Origin of the sequence: Rahnella sp. AN3-3W3 (assembly GCF_003263545.1) — a bacterium.
Classification (GTDB): Bacteria; Pseudomonadota; Gammaproteobacteria; order Enterobacterales; family Enterobacteriaceae; genus Rahnella; species Rahnella variigena.
In genome coordinates this window covers 118,814-133,637 of record NZ_JYDG01000002.1, presented here as the reverse complement: position 1 = coordinate 133,637, position 14,824 = coordinate 118,814, and the positions used below count along the sequence as shown (strand labels likewise).

16 protein-coding genes are annotated in these 14,824 nt (G+C 48.7%); 7 read left to right on the top strand and 9 right to left on the bottom strand.

What is annotated here, in order from left to right; translation table 11 throughout:
• Positions 1 to 35: 35 nt before the first annotated feature.
• On the bottom strand, positions 36 to 1,040 hold the full coding sequence (gene fbp / locus UC15_RS01585; protein WP_112286811.1) for a class 1 fructose-bisphosphatase: 1,005 nt from the start codon (positions 1,038 to 1,040) through the stop codon (positions 36 to 38).
• 167 nt (positions 1,041 to 1,207) lie between these two features.
• On the opposite strand from fbp, the gene mpl reads away from it, so the two are divergent.
• On the top strand, positions 1,208 to 2,593 hold the full coding sequence (gene mpl, locus UC15_RS01580; RefSeq protein ID WP_112286810.1) for a UDP-N-acetylmuramate:L-alanyl-gamma-D-glutamyl-meso-diaminopimelate ligase: 1,386 nt from the start codon (positions 1,208 to 1,210) through the stop codon (positions 2,591 to 2,593).
• A 315-nt stretch (positions 2,594 to 2,908) separates the two neighbouring features.
• On the opposite strand, the gene yhcN (UC15_RS01575) is transcribed toward mpl, so the two are convergent.
• From yhcN (UC15_RS01575) to argR, 3 genes are all read right to left on the bottom strand, one after another.
• The gene (gene yhcN, locus UC15_RS01575; protein WP_112286809.1) at positions 2,909 to 3,172 is read right to left on the bottom strand and encodes a peroxide/acid stress response protein YhcN; all 264 of its coding nucleotides are present in this window, start codon (positions 3,170 to 3,172) and stop codon (positions 2,909 to 2,911) included.
• Positions 3,173 to 3,372: 200 nt separating this feature from the next.
• The gene (yhcN, locus tag UC15_RS01570; RefSeq protein WP_112286808.1) at positions 3,373 to 3,636 is read right to left on the bottom strand and encodes a peroxide/acid stress response protein YhcN; all 264 of its coding nucleotides are present in this window, start codon (positions 3,634 to 3,636) and stop codon (positions 3,373 to 3,375) included.
• Positions 3,637 to 4,076: 440 nt separating this feature from the next.
• Positions 4,077 to 4,547 carry a transcriptional regulator ArgR gene (argR, locus tag UC15_RS01565; protein WP_112286807.1) on the bottom strand — a complete coding sequence of 157 codons (471 nt, stop codon included), beginning with the start codon at positions 4,545 to 4,547 and terminating at the stop codon, positions 4,077 to 4,079.
• A 467-nt stretch (positions 4,548 to 5,014) separates the two neighbouring features.
• Here argR and mdh point away from each other — a divergent pair, with 467 nt between their 5' ends.
• Complete coding sequence (mdh, locus tag UC15_RS01560; protein ID WP_112286806.1) at positions 5,015 to 5,953, top strand: malate dehydrogenase; 939 nt, start codon at positions 5,015 to 5,017, stop codon at positions 5,951 to 5,953.
• 87 nt (positions 5,954 to 6,040) lie between these two features.
• On the opposite strand, the gene UC15_RS01555 is transcribed toward mdh, so the two are convergent.
• Positions 6,041 to 6,313, bottom strand: a complete 273-nt coding sequence (locus UC15_RS01555) for a helix-turn-helix transcriptional regulator (protein WP_112286805.1) — start codon at positions 6,311 to 6,313, stop codon at positions 6,041 to 6,043.
• A gap of 689 nt (positions 6,314 to 7,002) precedes the next feature.
• On the opposite strand from UC15_RS01555, the gene UC15_RS01550 reads away from it, so the two are divergent.
• Positions 7,003 to 7,362: a DNA-binding protein gene (locus tag UC15_RS01550; RefSeq protein ID WP_112286804.1), complete on the top strand. Its 360-nt coding sequence runs from the start codon at positions 7,003 to 7,005 to the stop codon at positions 7,360 to 7,362.
• Between the two features lie 48 nt (positions 7,363 to 7,410).
• On the opposite strand, the gene ispB is transcribed toward UC15_RS01550, so the two are convergent.
• Positions 7,411 to 8,382 (bottom strand): octaprenyl diphosphate synthase, encoded by a 972-nt coding sequence (gene ispB, locus UC15_RS01545; protein WP_112286803.1) that lies wholly within the window; start codon positions 8,380 to 8,382, stop codon positions 7,411 to 7,413.
• Between the two features lie 259 nt (positions 8,383 to 8,641).
• On the opposite strand from ispB, the gene rplU reads away from it, so the two are divergent.
• The 4 genes from rplU to cgtA all read left to right on the top strand — a co-directional run bounded on the left by rplU (position 8,642) and on the right by cgtA (position 11,477).
• A complete protein-coding gene (rplU, locus tag UC15_RS01540; RefSeq protein WP_013573804.1) occupies positions 8,642 to 8,953 on the top strand; it encodes a 50S ribosomal protein L21 in 312 nt (103 codons plus the stop codon).
• A gap of 18 nt (positions 8,954 to 8,971) precedes the next feature.
• Positions 8,972 to 9,229: a 50S ribosomal protein L27 gene (gene rpmA, locus UC15_RS01535; RefSeq protein ID WP_013573805.1), complete on the top strand. Its 258-nt coding sequence runs from the start codon at positions 8,972 to 8,974 to the stop codon at positions 9,227 to 9,229.
• A gap of 85 nt (positions 9,230 to 9,314) precedes the next feature.
• Positions 9,315 to 10,271, top strand: coding sequence for a DMT family transporter (locus UC15_RS01530; protein ID WP_112286802.1), 957 nt, complete (start codon positions 9,315 to 9,317; stop codon positions 10,269 to 10,271).
• A gap of 33 nt (positions 10,272 to 10,304) precedes the next feature.
• A complete protein-coding gene (cgtA, locus tag UC15_RS01525) occupies positions 10,305 to 11,477 on the top strand; it encodes an Obg family GTPase CgtA (RefSeq protein ID WP_112286801.1) in 1,173 nt (390 codons plus the stop codon).
• Positions 11,478 to 11,564: 87 nt separating this feature from the next.
• Here the strand turns inward: cgtA and pmrB are convergent, their stop codons facing one another.
• Genes pmrB through dacB form a run of 3 tightly spaced genes read right to left on the bottom strand, consistent with a single transcriptional unit; the run spans position 11,565 to position 14,769 of the window.
• Positions 11,565 to 12,656 (bottom strand): two-component system sensor histidine kinase PmrB, encoded by a 1,092-nt coding sequence (gene pmrB / locus UC15_RS01520; protein WP_112286800.1) that lies wholly within the window; start codon positions 12,654 to 12,656, stop codon positions 11,565 to 11,567.
• Positions 12,653 to 13,315: a two-component system response regulator PmrA gene (gene pmrA / locus UC15_RS01515; RefSeq protein ID WP_112286799.1), complete on the bottom strand. Its 663-nt coding sequence runs from the start codon at positions 13,313 to 13,315 to the stop codon at positions 12,653 to 12,655. Before pmrA ends, pmrB begins: the two co-directional genes overlap by 4 nt.
• Before the next feature lie 20 nt (positions 13,316 to 13,335).
• Positions 13,336 to 14,769 carry a serine-type D-Ala-D-Ala carboxypeptidase gene (dacB, locus tag UC15_RS01510; protein WP_112286798.1) on the bottom strand — a complete coding sequence of 478 codons (1,434 nt, stop codon included), beginning with the start codon at positions 14,767 to 14,769 and terminating at the stop codon, positions 13,336 to 13,338.
• Positions 14,770 to 14,824 lie beyond the last annotated feature (55 nt).

The following is a 14,824-nucleotide window of genomic DNA, read 5'->3' as shown; positions in this document are numbered from 1 at the left end:
TTCATTCTTTGATGATTTTATTGAGGCAAGTTTGATTATTCATCCGGGAACTGCGCGATAAAGCGTTCTGCATCTTCGACCATTGAACTGTTACCGACAAAGAACGGCGCACGTTCATGCAGTTTTTGCGGAACGATATCCAGAATACGATTTTTACCGTCACTGGCTTTACCACCGGCCTGCTCCGCAAGGAAAGCCATCGGGTTGCATTCATACAGCAAACGCAATTTTCCGTTCGGATGACTGGCGGTGCTTGGGTAAATATAAATGCCGCCTTTCAGCAGGTTACGATGGAAGTCTGCGACCAGCGAGCCGATATAACGTGAAGTGTAAGGACGCTGCGTGGCTTCATCCTGCTCCTGGCAATACTTGATGTATTTTTTAACGCCAAGAGGGAACTTGATGTAATTACCTTCGTTGATCGAGTACATGTTGCCCTTTTTAGGGAAACAGACTTTTTCGTGAGAAAGGCAGAACACACCGAGAGAAGGATCGTAAGTAAAGGCATGAACGCCAGCACCAGTGGTGTACACCAGCATGGTTGAAGAACCATACACGACGTAACCTGCGGCAACCTGACGATTCCCCGGTTGCAGGAAATCAGCTTCAGTAACAGGCTGACCCAGCGGGGTGGTACGACGGTAAATGGAGAAAATCGTGCCGACGGAGACGTTTACGTCGATATTGGAGGAGCCATCCAGCGGATCCATCAAAATGACGTATTTTGCATTTTCAGCGCGTTCGCCCTCGAAAATGACGATTTCATCTTCTTCTTCAGACGCGATACCGGCAATTTCACCGCGCGCCTTCATGGCTGCTTTTAGTTTTTCATTTGCGTACAGATCGAGTTTCATCTGCACTTCACCCTGCACATTCTCAGCACCACTGGTGCCCAGAATATCAACCAGACCCGCTTTGTTGATGTCGCGGTGAATGATTTTGGCGCCGAGTTTTATCGCTGAAAGCAACGCTGTCAGTTCACCGGTTGCATGTGGAAAATCCTGCTGCTTTTCAACAATAAATTCGCCTAACGTTTTCATGACACTTTCCCTGAATCGAGGATAGATAACGGTACGTTAATAAAAATTTCACAAGAGCGAAGGCAGTTTAGCCCAAATATATGGACGAATCATAGGCAAATCCATTTCTTCTGGAGGAATCTGAGCGGTAGAATAGCGGCTGACTTAAAGGCATCAATGGAAAATATATGCGCATTCATATTCTTGGGATTTGCGGCACGTTTATGGGCGGGCTGGCGATGCTGGCTCGTGCTCAGGGGCATCAGGTCACCGGTTCGGACGACAACGTTTATCCACCGATGAGTACGCTTCTGGAAAATCAGGGGATCAACCTGATCCAGGGCTACGATCCTGCACAGCTCGATCCGCACCCTGATCTGGTGATTATCGGCAACGCGATGACGCGCGGTAATCCTTGCGTCGAGGCCGTACTGGAGCAGGGGATCCCTTATGTTTCAGGGCCACAATGGTTGCATGACCACGTCCTTCCGGGACGCTGGGTTATTGCGGTGGCGGGTACGCACGGCAAAACGACGACGGCGGGAATGGTCACGTGGATCCTCGAGGCCTGCGGCTATGAGCCGGGTTATGTCATTGGCGGCGTGCCGGGCAATTTTGAGGTCTCTGCGCGTCTTGGCAACAGTCCTTTTATGGTGCTGGAAGCCGACGAATACGACTGCGCGTTCTTTGATAAACGATCCAAGTTCGTTCATTACAGCCCGCGTACACTGGTGCTCAATAACCTCGAGTTCGATCACGCTGATATCTTCGACGACCTTAAGGCCATTCAGAAACAGTTCCACCATCTGGTGCGTCTGGTGCCGGGCAAAGGCAAAATTATTTTGCCAGAGCACGACACACCACTGAAACAGGTCATGGCGATGGGATGCTGGAGTGAGCAGGAATTTGCCGGTGAAGCTGAAAATTGTGCATGGGATGCGAAAAAACTGACGCCAGACGCCAGCACTTTTGAAGTCTATCTGCACGGCGAAGTGGTTGGTCAGGTTAACTGGAATCTGGTCGGCGAACACAACATGCATAACGGACTGATGGCGATCGCCGCTGCCCGTCATGTTGGCGTTAAGCCGGAAGATGCCTGCAAAGCGCTGGGAGAATTTATCAATGCCCGCCGCCGTCTGGAGCTTCGCGGTGTGGAAAACGGTGTCAGCGTGTACGACGATTTCGCTCACCATCCGACAGCCATTTTGGCCACGCTTTCTGCGTTGCGCAGCAAAGTTGGCGGGACTGCGCGCATTCTTGCGGTTCTCGAACCTCGCTCTAATACCATGAAAATGGGGATGAGTAAGAATGAACTGGCACCATCCTTGGGTCGTGCTGACGAAGTCTTCCTGTTACAACCGCAGCATATTCCATGGCAGGTGGCTGAAGTGGCTGAACATTGTATTCAGCCAGCGCACTGGAGCGCAGATGTCGATTCGCTGGTTGATATGGTGATCAAGGCTTCCCAGCCGGGCGACCATATTCTGGTGATGAGCAACGGCGGCTTCGGCGGCATTCACGGCAAACTGCTGGCGGCACTGGCAACCAAGGCGCAGGCTGTGCAACAGCTGTAAAACGTAAATTGATGGAACCAGGCACAGCTCCGGCTGTGCTTTTTTTTGCCTTTTACCGACGGACAGGACTCTTTGAGGCAAAAATTTTGACAAAAAAAAGCCCTCAAAAATTGAGGGCCAAAGGGTGTCGTCGGACAGGACGACGAGGGTATCGTTAGCCGGAGAGCAGGGCAGTGGCAGTGTCAGCTCTCCTTCCAGCCTCAACAGCGCAGTGTATTTTCGCTGTATTTCTTCGAACAGTGGCTGTTGAAACCCGGTAACGCTAATTCAAAATACTCAAACAGTGGCTTTGTATCAGGGACTTACTCAGGGATCTTACTGATAGATTTCTGCGGTTGCATGATAAGCGCCGTCGTTATGGGCTTCTATCACGCGGAAAGATTTAGCGCCTTTGCTGTCGGCTTTATCAGACAGTTGTTGGCGGATATCGGTCGGAACACCATCGACGCCGCTGACGCTGATTGTGCCCATAGGCTGTAAATTTTCTGCTTGCTGATTAGTCACCAGTTGAGCGGCGGATGCACCGAAAGAAACAGCAGATAACAGGCTTAGGGCGGCAATAGTAGTAATGATTTTCATGATAATTTCCTGAATTCACTGACGTTGTTAGATTATTTCGAGAGCAACGTCGATTGATGTCTGGATTCATCAGAACTGTGATATCGGGTTCAGGAGTGCGTAAAGCCTACGGGAACGCAGATGATGCAGTGACAAATCCGTCTAGATGCGCATTGCGCGGGCCCAATTCATTCAGGCCCCTTCGCTACGTTTACCCGAACTTATTGGTAAATTTCAGCGGTCGCGTGGTAGTTACCTTCTTCACGAACTTCGATAACACGGAATGCTTTAGCGCCTTTGGCATCGGCTTTGTCTGACAATGCCTGACGGATATCAGAAGGTGCGCCGGCAACACCGCTCACGCTGATCATGCCTGTTGATTGCAGATTTGACGCTTGTTCCTGTGTTACAGGTTGTGCTGCAAAAACGCCAAATGACAGGGCAGATAGAATGCTTAACGTTGCGATTGTAGTTTTAACTTTCATGATTTTGACCTCGTCGATTTTATTATGTTTTCAATATCCGGTGCTTCACACCACGGAAATGAGTATACATCTAATAACTGTAAATATTAATAGTTTGCTAATAGTTATTTTGGTGTCTATGTGCATCCTATGTGTATTTTTAATAACTAAAAAGAATAAAAAACGCGTGAAAAATAGACTTTTTGTGTTAATTTTTCGTAAAATCAATAAATTGGGTGAATGTGGCTATTTGTGCTTATTTTTGCAGTGAATCACATCGTTGAAATCTTTCTGTGACGTGGTTGTGGTGCTTGTTAAGGGATTTAACAGGAATGACTGCGGGATGCTCTTGAAAGGGAACAGTGATTTAGAAAGGAGGTAGTTAAGAGGAGGCCAGAAAGCGTGTTCTTCTGACCTCTGGCACAGAAAAGGTGCTGCAGCAGGTTCAAAATGAGGCGGATTTACAGTTCCTGCTCGAACAGACTGAGTATCGCGTCATGGAGTTGCTTAACGCTAAAGCCGCGGGCCGGTGTCGTGAAGATGGTATCATCGCCGGCAATCGTGCCGAGGATCCCTTCTGATTTACCCAGTGAGTCGAGCAAGCGGGCGATCAGTTGTGCCGCGCCCGGACTGGTGCGGATCACGACAACCGCGTCATTATGGTCTATATCCAATACCAGATTTTTCAGCGGGCTGGTGGTGGTTGGCACACCAATCTCAGCAGGCAGGCAGTACACCATTTCCATCTTCGCATTACGGGTTCTGACAGCACCAAACTTGGTCAGCATCCGTGAGACTTTTGACTGATTGATATTTTCGAAACCGTCATCCTGAAGTGCGGCAACAATTTCGCCCTGAGAACTGAATTTCTCTTCCTTCAACAATGCTTTGAAGGCTTTGATTAAATCTTCCTGTTTAGCAGGATTACGCATTTTGCACCCTGGTCTCTGTATCATAGTTGTGTTGATTATGCAGATAATTGCATTTTTATGCAACTATGCGAAGAGATGCAGATCCCGAATTATGCATCCGGCAAGGAACACAGGCGTTATGGGGAAAAAGGAGAGGTAATGGATATGCCAAAAATGTGCATTTCGTTGAGACCACACCTTCAATCCCTCCTTTATCTGATGATCTCGATTCAGCTCTCAACATTGGAGCGAATTTAACCATTTATTAACCTGGTGTGTTTTGTGCTGCTACTTTTAATAATGTCGCTTTCCGATAAAAAGTCATAAAAGACCGGAAAAGGTCGTCGTAAAGGTTTTTTTTTACTTTCTAAACGACCAACCTCAGTTTCTCTGCAGGTGAGCAATTGTTTTTAACAGCGTAAGTGATTAAGGTCACACTAAAATAATTCCACGACACTTATAAGTTAATGATAAAAAAGGAGTATAGGATGAAAGTTGCAGTTCTCGGTGCTGCGGGCGGTATCGGTCAAGCCCTCGCGCTTCTGCTCAAGACCCAGCTACCTTCCGGTTCCGAACTCTCATTGTATGATATCGCTCCGGTTACTCCGGGTGTCGCTGTCGATCTCAGTCATATCCCCACCGCAGTTAAAATCAAAGGTTTTTGCGGTGAAGATGCGAAGCCTGCTTTGGTTGGCGCGGACATCGTCCTGATCTCTGCCGGTGTCGCCCGTAAACCCGGTATGGATCGGTCTGATTTATTCAACGTGAACGCGGGCATTGTTCGCAATCTAATCCAGCAAGTGGCCAGTACATGCCCGAAAGCCTGCATCGGTATCATCACCAACCCTGTTAACACGACCGTCGCGATTGCGGCTGAAGTGTTGAAAAACGCCGGTGTATACGACAAAAACAAACTGTTTGGTGTGACAACGCTCGATGCTATTCGCTCTATCACTTTCGTTGCTGAACTCAAAGGTAAGCAGCCAGAAGACATTGAAGTGCCGGTCATTGGCGGGCACTCAGGGGTGACTATCCTTCCTTTATTATCTCAGCTTTCTGAAATCACTTTCAGTGACAGCGAAGTTGAAGCGCTGACGAAGCGTATTCAGAATGCCGGTACGGAAGTTGTAGAAGCTAAAGCGGGTGGTGGTTCTGCCACGCTTTCCATGGGACAGGCTGCTGCACGCTTCGGGCTTTCTCTGGTCCGGGCCTTACAAGGTGAAAGCAATGTGGTTGAATGTGCTTATGTTGAAGGGAAAGGCGAACATGCCCGTTTCTTCGCGCAGCCTGTTCTTCTGGGTAAAGAAGGGGTATCTGAGCTTATCAGCATCGGTGAGCTCAGCCATTTTGAACAACAATCCCTGGACTCAATGTTAGATATCCTGCGTAAAGATATCGAATTAGGCGAGCAGTTCATTAATAAGTAAGTCCTCATTGATTAAGGCGTCAACAAGCAGGCCATTGAGTCAAAGAGCCGCCAGAGAAATCTGGCGGTTTTTTCTGAATATTTGATTTTATACGCGCGTACCGGGAGTTGGCCGGCAACGACGTTCAATGATCTTTAATGTATTCGCATCAAAGTAACGGCTGGGCCAGATGAGCGACGGATGAATGCCCAGCGCACTGGCAATCAGCAATTCCCCCTTTGGCCACGGTCTTGATAACGCGTTTGAAAGCGTGGAAGAACTCAGCCCTGCAGAACGCGAAACCGCAGCCAGAGTTGTTCCTTTTTTACGAAGCGCTGCAATGATATCCGCCTGGTGCCAGTCTTTATTATTTGCCGTCATGATCTTTCCTTATGGGTTAAACAGATTATAAGAAGCTATAAGAGGCTATTGCCAAAAATATACATTCCTCGAGTGCTTGTTGTAATTTTATTTAGTCTCATCAATGTTTCCGAATAATAAGTTATTCTCTTATTTCGAAAATACATTCTTATTATCATTAAAACAAACAAGTAATTTAAATTTGCTTTTTGTGATTTGTCTCGATTTTTAGTGAATTTGTTGAATACATTTTATTAGGAAGCGTTATTGGAATGTTGTTATTTTTAGCAATTATATCGATATTAGTAATGTGTGAATAAATTTTTTAGGAAGAAAGTGATTGATGACGGAGGGTTAGTATCAGGCTATAAATGATTTTTTCTTTAACCTTATGTTATTCATGGGGTTTGTGATGGTGGTTGCGTTTCTGAAAGAGATTGCTTTCATAACTTTCTGAAAAAGTCCTTTTTATAGGGTTGCACAACTCTTGATGAATATAATTCATGGAAACTTTTTAAAGCAGCAGTAGACGCATTCTGAAAAATTGAATATCTTCTTTTCTTTAAATACCTGTATTCCTAAATGACACGTGTTAATACCATCTTTAAAAAAAACGCTCACCAGCCAGGAAGGACATCATGATTAATTGCCTGTCATGAATGTATAACAACGACCTTTCTTATTCTTATATAAGAAATACAAGGAATGTTATGAAAAAAGAGTGGTTTGCTGCAAAGGAATTGACCGGAAAAGAAGGCCTTCCCACATCCACACAGGGTGTGCATGGAATGGCCCGCAGATTAGGCTGGGTAAAGCGTCGCAGGCGAGGTGTGCAGGGGCGGGCGGTGGAATATCACATCGACAGTTTACCGGGCAGTGCGGTGGCGAGTCTCGCCATGAACGAACACTCTGCGGAATATGTGTATACATCTCATCAGGACCCTCTGGCGATTTGGATAGAAAGTTATAAACAACTCAGGGAGCCGGAACGCGAAACGATGATTTCTTTTATCGTGCGGGAAGGTGTGGCGGAAATGCTTAACAGGTTGCGCAAACCGGGAGAGGCTTAATCGCACAAGACGTCGTACCTGCCTGCTGGCGGGTACGACGGAGTATGTTCAGAAATCGCGTTTTACAGACATATGAGCCAGACCTTCGAGCGCGGCCCGATATTCAGACTCAGGAAGAACCTGCAGTGCCTGAATGGCTTTATCGGCTTCTTCTTCAGCACGCTGACGGGTATACGTCAGTGAGCCCCATTGATGCATCGCGGCAAGAACAGGTTCCAGTAAATGACGTCCGTTGCCTTCTTCGATAGCTTTTCGAATCATGGCCGATTGTTCCGCATTGCCGTGCTTCATGGCATGCAGAAGCGGCAACGTCGGTTTCCCTTCATCGAGATCATCACCGGTGTTTTTGCCCAGTGTTTCACCGTCAGCATCATAATCGAGCAAATCGTCAATCAGCTGGAATGCAGTACCGAGATAACGGCCGTAATCCTGCAACGCTTTAATCTGCTCATCATTCCCGCCAGCCAGCATGGCAGAGGATTGAGATGCCGCTTCAAACAGGCGCGCAGTTTTGCTGTAGATAACCTGCATATAGCTTTCTTCAGTGATGTCGGGATCATTGCAGTTGATCAATTGCTGAACTTCACCTTCTGCAATCACATTCACGGCTTTTGCCATCAGCGCAAGAACAGGGAGCGATTCCAGATCAGTCATCATTTGAAATGCCCGGGTGTAGATAAAATCACCGACAAGCACGCTGGCTGCGTTACCAAATGCGGCATTAGCCGTCGCTTTACCTCGACGCATATCAGACTCATCAACGACGTCGTCATGCAACAGCGTGGCTGTGTGGATAAACTCAATCAGAGCGGCGACTTTTACGTGTTTGTCGCCCTCATAGGATAGTGCTTTGGCTGCCAGTACTGCTATCATCGGGCGGATACGTTTGCCGCCGCCACTGATGATGTAATATCCCAGTTGATTGATGAGAGAAACCTCTGAATTCAACTGTTCAAGGATGGATGCGTTGACTGCAGCCATGTCGTCCTGGGTAAGATCAATAATCTGTTCTAGGTTCATTGTGTTTTTTCGGCTGTTGTTCTCTTCACCGCAATGAGATCTGGCTCACATTGGCACATGGCGCTAACTGTAAAGGGGATTGTACTTGAAAAACAGTGTAGATAAATGCTATCGGAAGAACTGCGCTTTTTTTCTTCTTTTGTAGGCATTGTGCTCTTGTCTTATGCTGATTTTTTGCGTAGAATTCGCGCCCTATTGTGAATATTTATAGCGCCCTCTGGACTATACAAAGTTGAGTGCGCGGAAAGCGGAGTTTTATATGTACGCGGTTTTCCAAAGTGGTGGTAAACAACACCGTGTCAGCGAAGGCCAGACTATTCGTCTGGAGAAGCTGGACGTTGCAACTGGCGAAGCTATCGAATTCGATCAGGTTCTGATGATTGCAAACGGTGAAGAAATCAACATCGGCCTGCCTTTAGTTGCTGGCGGTGTAATTAAAGCTGAAGTCGTTGCTCACGGTCGTGGCGAAAAGGTCAAAATCGTTAAGTTTCGTCGTCGTAAACACTATCGTAAGCAGCAGGGCCACCGTCAGTGGTTCACTGACGTTAAAATCACCGGCATCAGCGCTTAAGATTAGGAGAGCGGAACAATGGCACACAAAAAGGCTGGCGGCTCCACACGTAACGGTCGCGATTCAGAAGCTAAACGTCTGGGCGTAAAACGCTTTGGCGGCGAAGCAGTACTGGCAGGCAGCATCATCGTTCGTCAGCGCGGCACCAAATTCCACGCTGGTATCAACGTGGGTTGCGGCAAGGACCACACTCTGTTTGCTTTGGCTGACGGTAAAGTCAAGTTCGAAGTTAAAGGCCCGAAAAACCGTAAGTACATCAGCATCGAAGCTGAATAAGTTTTTCGCGTCTTAGTAAATAGATGTAAGCCCCGCAATTCGTTGCGGGGCTTTTTACATTCTGGTTAGCCCATTCTGGCGGGATATGGACACGAAATCGCAGGCTCCTGTTGGGATTATGTTGGCGCTGATCACTGCTATGAGTTGGGGATCTTTGCCCATCGCCCTGAAGCAGGTTTTAGTGGTGATGGATCCCTTCACAGTAGTCTGGTATCGGTTTTCGATGGCTGCCATTGTGTTGGGTTGTATTCTTGCTGCCAGACGCAGATTGCCGCCGAAAGCGATTTTTAGCAGGCCACGCTGGTTGGTTTTAGTTCTGATTGCCACTTGCGGATTGCTGGGGAACTTTGTCCTTTTTAGTTCGTCCCTGCAATTTCTCAGCCCGACGGCCTCGCAGGTAATCGGTCAGCTTTCTCCTGTCGGTATGATGGTGGCCAGCGTGATCATCCTGAAAGAAAGGATGCGGGTTACGCAGGTCATTGGCGCCAGTATGTTAATCTTCGGGCTGATATTATTTTTTAATACCAGCCTGATTGAGATTTTTACCCGTCTGACGGATTACACCCTGGGTGTAATTTTTGGCGTCGGGGCAGCAACGGTTTGGGTGATATACGGCGTGGCGCAAAAGGTATTGCTGCGTCAACTGGCTTCACCGCAAATCCTGTTTTTGCTGTACACTTTATGTTCTATCGCATTGCTCCCGCTGGCCAGCCCGGCGGTGCTTTCACAGCTCAGCGGCTGGCAGTTTGCCTGTCTGTTGTTTTGCGGCGCGAATACCTTAGTAGGATATGGCGCCTTAGCGGAAGCGATGGCGAGATGGCAGGCAGCTCAGGTCAGTGCTCTTGTGACACTGACCCCGCTGTTTACCCTGCTATTTTCAGATTTATTGGCACTTGCCTGGCCTGACTTTTTTGCTGCACCAGTGCTTAATTTCATTGGTTATCTTGGGGCATTTGTGGTGGTGGCGGGTGCAATGTTTTCCGCAATTGGCCATCGTTGGTGGCCACGTCGGACAGAGCAAAACCTGGTAGCTAAACTTTAGCTGCCCGGCGAATGATTTACGGAGACGGTACAAATGAAGTTTGTTGATGAAGCCACGATTCTGGTTGTGGCCGGTGATGGCGGTAACGGGTGCGTCAGCTTCCGCCGCGAAAAATACATTCCACGTGGCGGTCCTGACGGCGGCGACGGTGGTGATGGCGGCGATGTTTACCTGGTTGCTGATGAGAACCTCAATACGCTGATCGATTTCCGCTTTGTGAAATCTTATCGTGCTGAGCGCGGTACTAACGGTCAGAGCAGCGACTGTACCGGTAAGCGCGGTAAAGATATCACCATTAAAGTGCCTGTCGGAACGCGCGTTCTCGACCAAAGCACGGGTGAAGTCCTGGCCGACATGACCAAAAATGGTCAGATTAATATGGTCGCGAAAGGCGGTTTCCACGGGCTGGGTAACACCCGCTTTAAATCTTCCGTGAACCGTTCACCGCGTCAGAAAACCATGGGCACTAAAGGTGAAGAGCGCGATATCGCACTCGAACTGATGCTTCTGGCTGATGTTGGTATGCTGGGTCTGCCAAATGCGGGTAAATCTACATTTATCCGTTCAGTGTCTGCGGCGAAACCTAAAGTTGCTGATTATCCGTTTACCACGCTGGTTCCGAGCCTGGGCGTTGTCCGTATGGATCATGAGCAGAGCTTTGTGGTTGCAGATATCCCGGGTCTGATTGAAGGGGCATCTGAAGGCGCAGGTCTGGGTATTCGCTTCCTGAAGCACCTCGAGCGTTGCCGTGTTCTTTTGCATCTGATCGACATCGCACCGATTGATGAATCTGATCCGATCGAAAATGCGAAAGTCATCATCAACGAGTTGAAGCAATACAATGCCAAGCTGGCTGAAAAGCCGCGCTGGTTAGTATTCAACAAAGTTGACCTGATCGAAAAAGAAGAAGCGGAAGCACGTGCAAAAGCAATCGCCGATGCTTTGGGTTGGGAAGGTAATTACTATCTGATTTCCGCCGCAAACCGCGAAGGCGTGAATGCGTTGTGCTGGGACGTGATGAAATTCATCAATGAAAATCCTAAGCACATGGCAATCGAAGAAGCTGCGCCAGAGAAAGTTGAGTTCATGTGGGACGACTATCATCGTGAACAACTGGCTGAAGTGGAAGCTGAAGCTGACGACGACTGGGATGATGACTGGGATGAAGATGACGACGAAGGCGTAGAAATCATTTACGAACGTTAATTCCCGTGTATTAGCGACATATCTCTGAAAGAAAGGCTGCCATTGGCAGCCTTTTTCTTTTTAATCGCGTTTTAATCAGAGCGCGTATTAGCGGGCGTCTGGTGAAAGTGTCAGAGAACTTTGTAATGCGACATCCGGTAACCAGCATTGTGCGCTGAGGCCAGTGTTGCCAGTGCGGTTAAGCAGTGTCAGCGTACCGGCATGCAGGTGCGCTATTCGCACCACAATATTTAATCCCAGACCGCTGCCGCCATACCGCTGATCGCTGCGTTTAAACGCCTGTGTCAGCTCGCTGGCTTTGGTCTCATCAATGCCCGGGCCCGCATCATCTATCTGTATCAGGAAGCCGTTATCTTTTGGCGCAATCGTAATTGTGATGTCGCTATTTTCCGGACTGTAACGGTAGGCGTTCTCGACCAGATTCCTCACCATCAACCGCAGCAGCACGGCATCTCCCTGAATTTCAGCAAGCGGCGGTAAGTGTATTTTCAGCTTCTGTCGGCGTTCATCAAGCATTTCGCGTAACTCTTCTTCGAGTGGCATCATGACGTTACTGATCAGATCAACTTGCTGATATTCGCCTTTGGCGAAATTTTGTCCGGCGCGGGCCAGCATGAGCAATTGCTCTATGGTGTGCATCAGCAGGTCGATACGACTTATCAGCGTATCACTGCCTTCCACGCCATTTTTCTGCATGATTTCCAGGTGCAAGCGTACGCCAGCAAGAGGGGTGCGTAGCTCATGCGCCGCATCGGCAGTGAACAATCGTTCCTGCTGAATAGTGCTGGAGAGACGGGAAAATAGCTGGTTCAGCGCATTGGTAACGGCAACAACTTCCCTGATTTCGCTGTTAAGGGGCAGGGGCGAAAGGTTATCAGCAGAGCGGGTTTCAAGACGTTTCTGCAACTGATTGAGCGGACGGATAATCCAGCTGATCGCCCAAAAGGACAGAACCAGTGTAATACTCATCATCAGTAGCGAAGGCGCAATGAGTGAAGCTATCGCTTCTGCGATTTCCCTCTCAACATGCGCGTTCCGTACTTTTGCAGAAAGCGTGTCATTAACCAGTAAATTAATCTGTTCCTGACTTTCATGCCAGAGCCAAAAAACACTGGTGAGCTGAGTGACGAATAAAATCAATGCCAGCATAACCAGCAGGCGGCGACGCATACTGGTCATTGTCGAATTTCCAGCCGGTAGCCAATGCCACGTACGGTGCGGATGACTTCTTTACCGAGCTTACGACGCAGATTATGAACATGGACTTCGAGCGTATTGGAACCCAGATCATCCTGCCAGGTGTAGAGATCCTGCTGAAGTAATTCCCTGTTCACGGTTTGCCCCGCACGCATCATCAGGCGCGACAAAATCGCGAACTCTTTGGGAGTGACTTCCACCGGATTGTTGTCGAGATAAGCCTGTTGCGAGGACAAATTGATTTTCAGATTATCCACTGAAATTTGATTGTCGCTTTGTCCCTGATAACGGCGGATAAGCGCCCTCACGCGGGCCTGTAATTCGACCAGTGCAAAAGGTTTGATCAGGTAATCATCAGCGCCGGCATCAAGACCATCGACGCGGTCTTCTAACGCATCCCGGGCGGTAAGGATAAGAACGGGGAGAGCGATATTCTGGCGTCGCCACTCGCGCAGCAACGTTGCCCCGTCTTTGTCTGGCAAGCCTAAATCCAGGATCACCAGACTGTACTGGCTGGTTTGAATCAGGCTGTGCGCCTCGGCCGCCGTTGAAGCGCAATCGCAGGCATAATTTTCACTGGTAAGTGCCAGCATCAACCCCTGCCGTAAGAGTTCATCATCTTCAACGATCAGTAGTTTCATCTTCTGGCACTTCTCCGTGGTTAATTATTTTGGTAGATATCCTTGTAGAGACGGCTTTCAAAGCGCACCAGCGGAGCCCGTCGTGTGCGTTGATCTTCAGGCGGAACCGCATACCCTGAAAGGAACTGGACGAAGGCCATGCGCTGTCCGCTGGCTGTCGTAATAAAGCCTGCAAGGTTGTAGACACCAGACAGTGAGCCGGTTTTCGCCGACACTTTGCCGTCAACGCCTGCTTCATGCAGACCGCCGCGATATTGCAAGGTTCCGTCATGACCCGCCAATGGCAGCATTGAGATAAAGTCTAACTCTTTATCATGCTGCGCGATGTATTGCAGTACCTGCATCATAGTGGCCGGTGACAACAAGTCATGGCGGGAAAGACCGGAACCATCAACCTGAATAGAGTTACCTAAATCTACGCCTGCTTTCTGACGCAAAATCTGACGGACAGCATCTGAACCGGCACGCCACGTTCCCGGCACGCCAAAACGCTGATGGCCAATTGTCCGAAATACCGTATCGGCGATCATGTTGTCTGATTTCTTGAGCATCTGATGCAACAGATCATGCAACGGCGCCGACTGGGTTTGTGCCAGAACGGTGCCCGCTGGTGTTGGTTGAGTCTGACGCTTCAGCGTGCCATCAATCTGAATATCAGCCTGCAACAGCTCATCTTTTAAAATCGCACCGGCATAACTCGCGCCATCCTGAATAGCGAACGCCAGCGGCAAAGGCTCGCTGCGTTGGGTCAGACAGCCGGTGAGGGTATAGCGGTTGAATTCACCGGGCACGACGTCCAGCTCACAATATTGTGCATCCTGAGACCCTTTCGCCAGAGTGCGCACTTCGCTGAACATATGCACAGGATAGTAAGATGCTACGCGGATAAACGCGTTTTCGTCAGGTTTCGGGGCACTGTACAGTGAGACTGAGAAACAGTTTCTGTCGACAATAGCGGCTGCCGGTGGTGCGCTAAAGCATTGGGTGATGTCGTTCCACGGCCATCCGGGCGCTTTATCATGGCTGGCAAAAACCGAAGTGTTGATCACCACATCGCCGGTAATTTCTTTGACGCCCTGTTTTTTCAACACAGCGACCATATTCCGAATATTCTGACGTTTTAATGTCGGATCACCGGAAAAACGAGCGACCAAATCACCTTTTAATACGCCATCAGAAACCGAACCTGGTGTTTCAAGTGTGGTGGTGAAACGAAAATCAGGCCCAAGCTGCAGCAAAGCCGCCAGCGCGGTCAGAATCTTCATGGTACTGGCGGGTAGCGCCATTTGAGTACCGTGATAGTCTATAGCCGGCGCAGGCGCGCCAATTTTCTGTACCAGCACAGCCAGATTCGTGCCGTCAGGCAGATATTCTGTGTAATTTTCGATCTGAGCCGCATTTGTATTCAGTACAAACGCGCATGCTAATCCACTGACAATTCGTAAAAAACGCATTATTTTGAGTAAAGGCTCTGGGTAACGGCGGGATAATGTGGTGCCATACTACGAT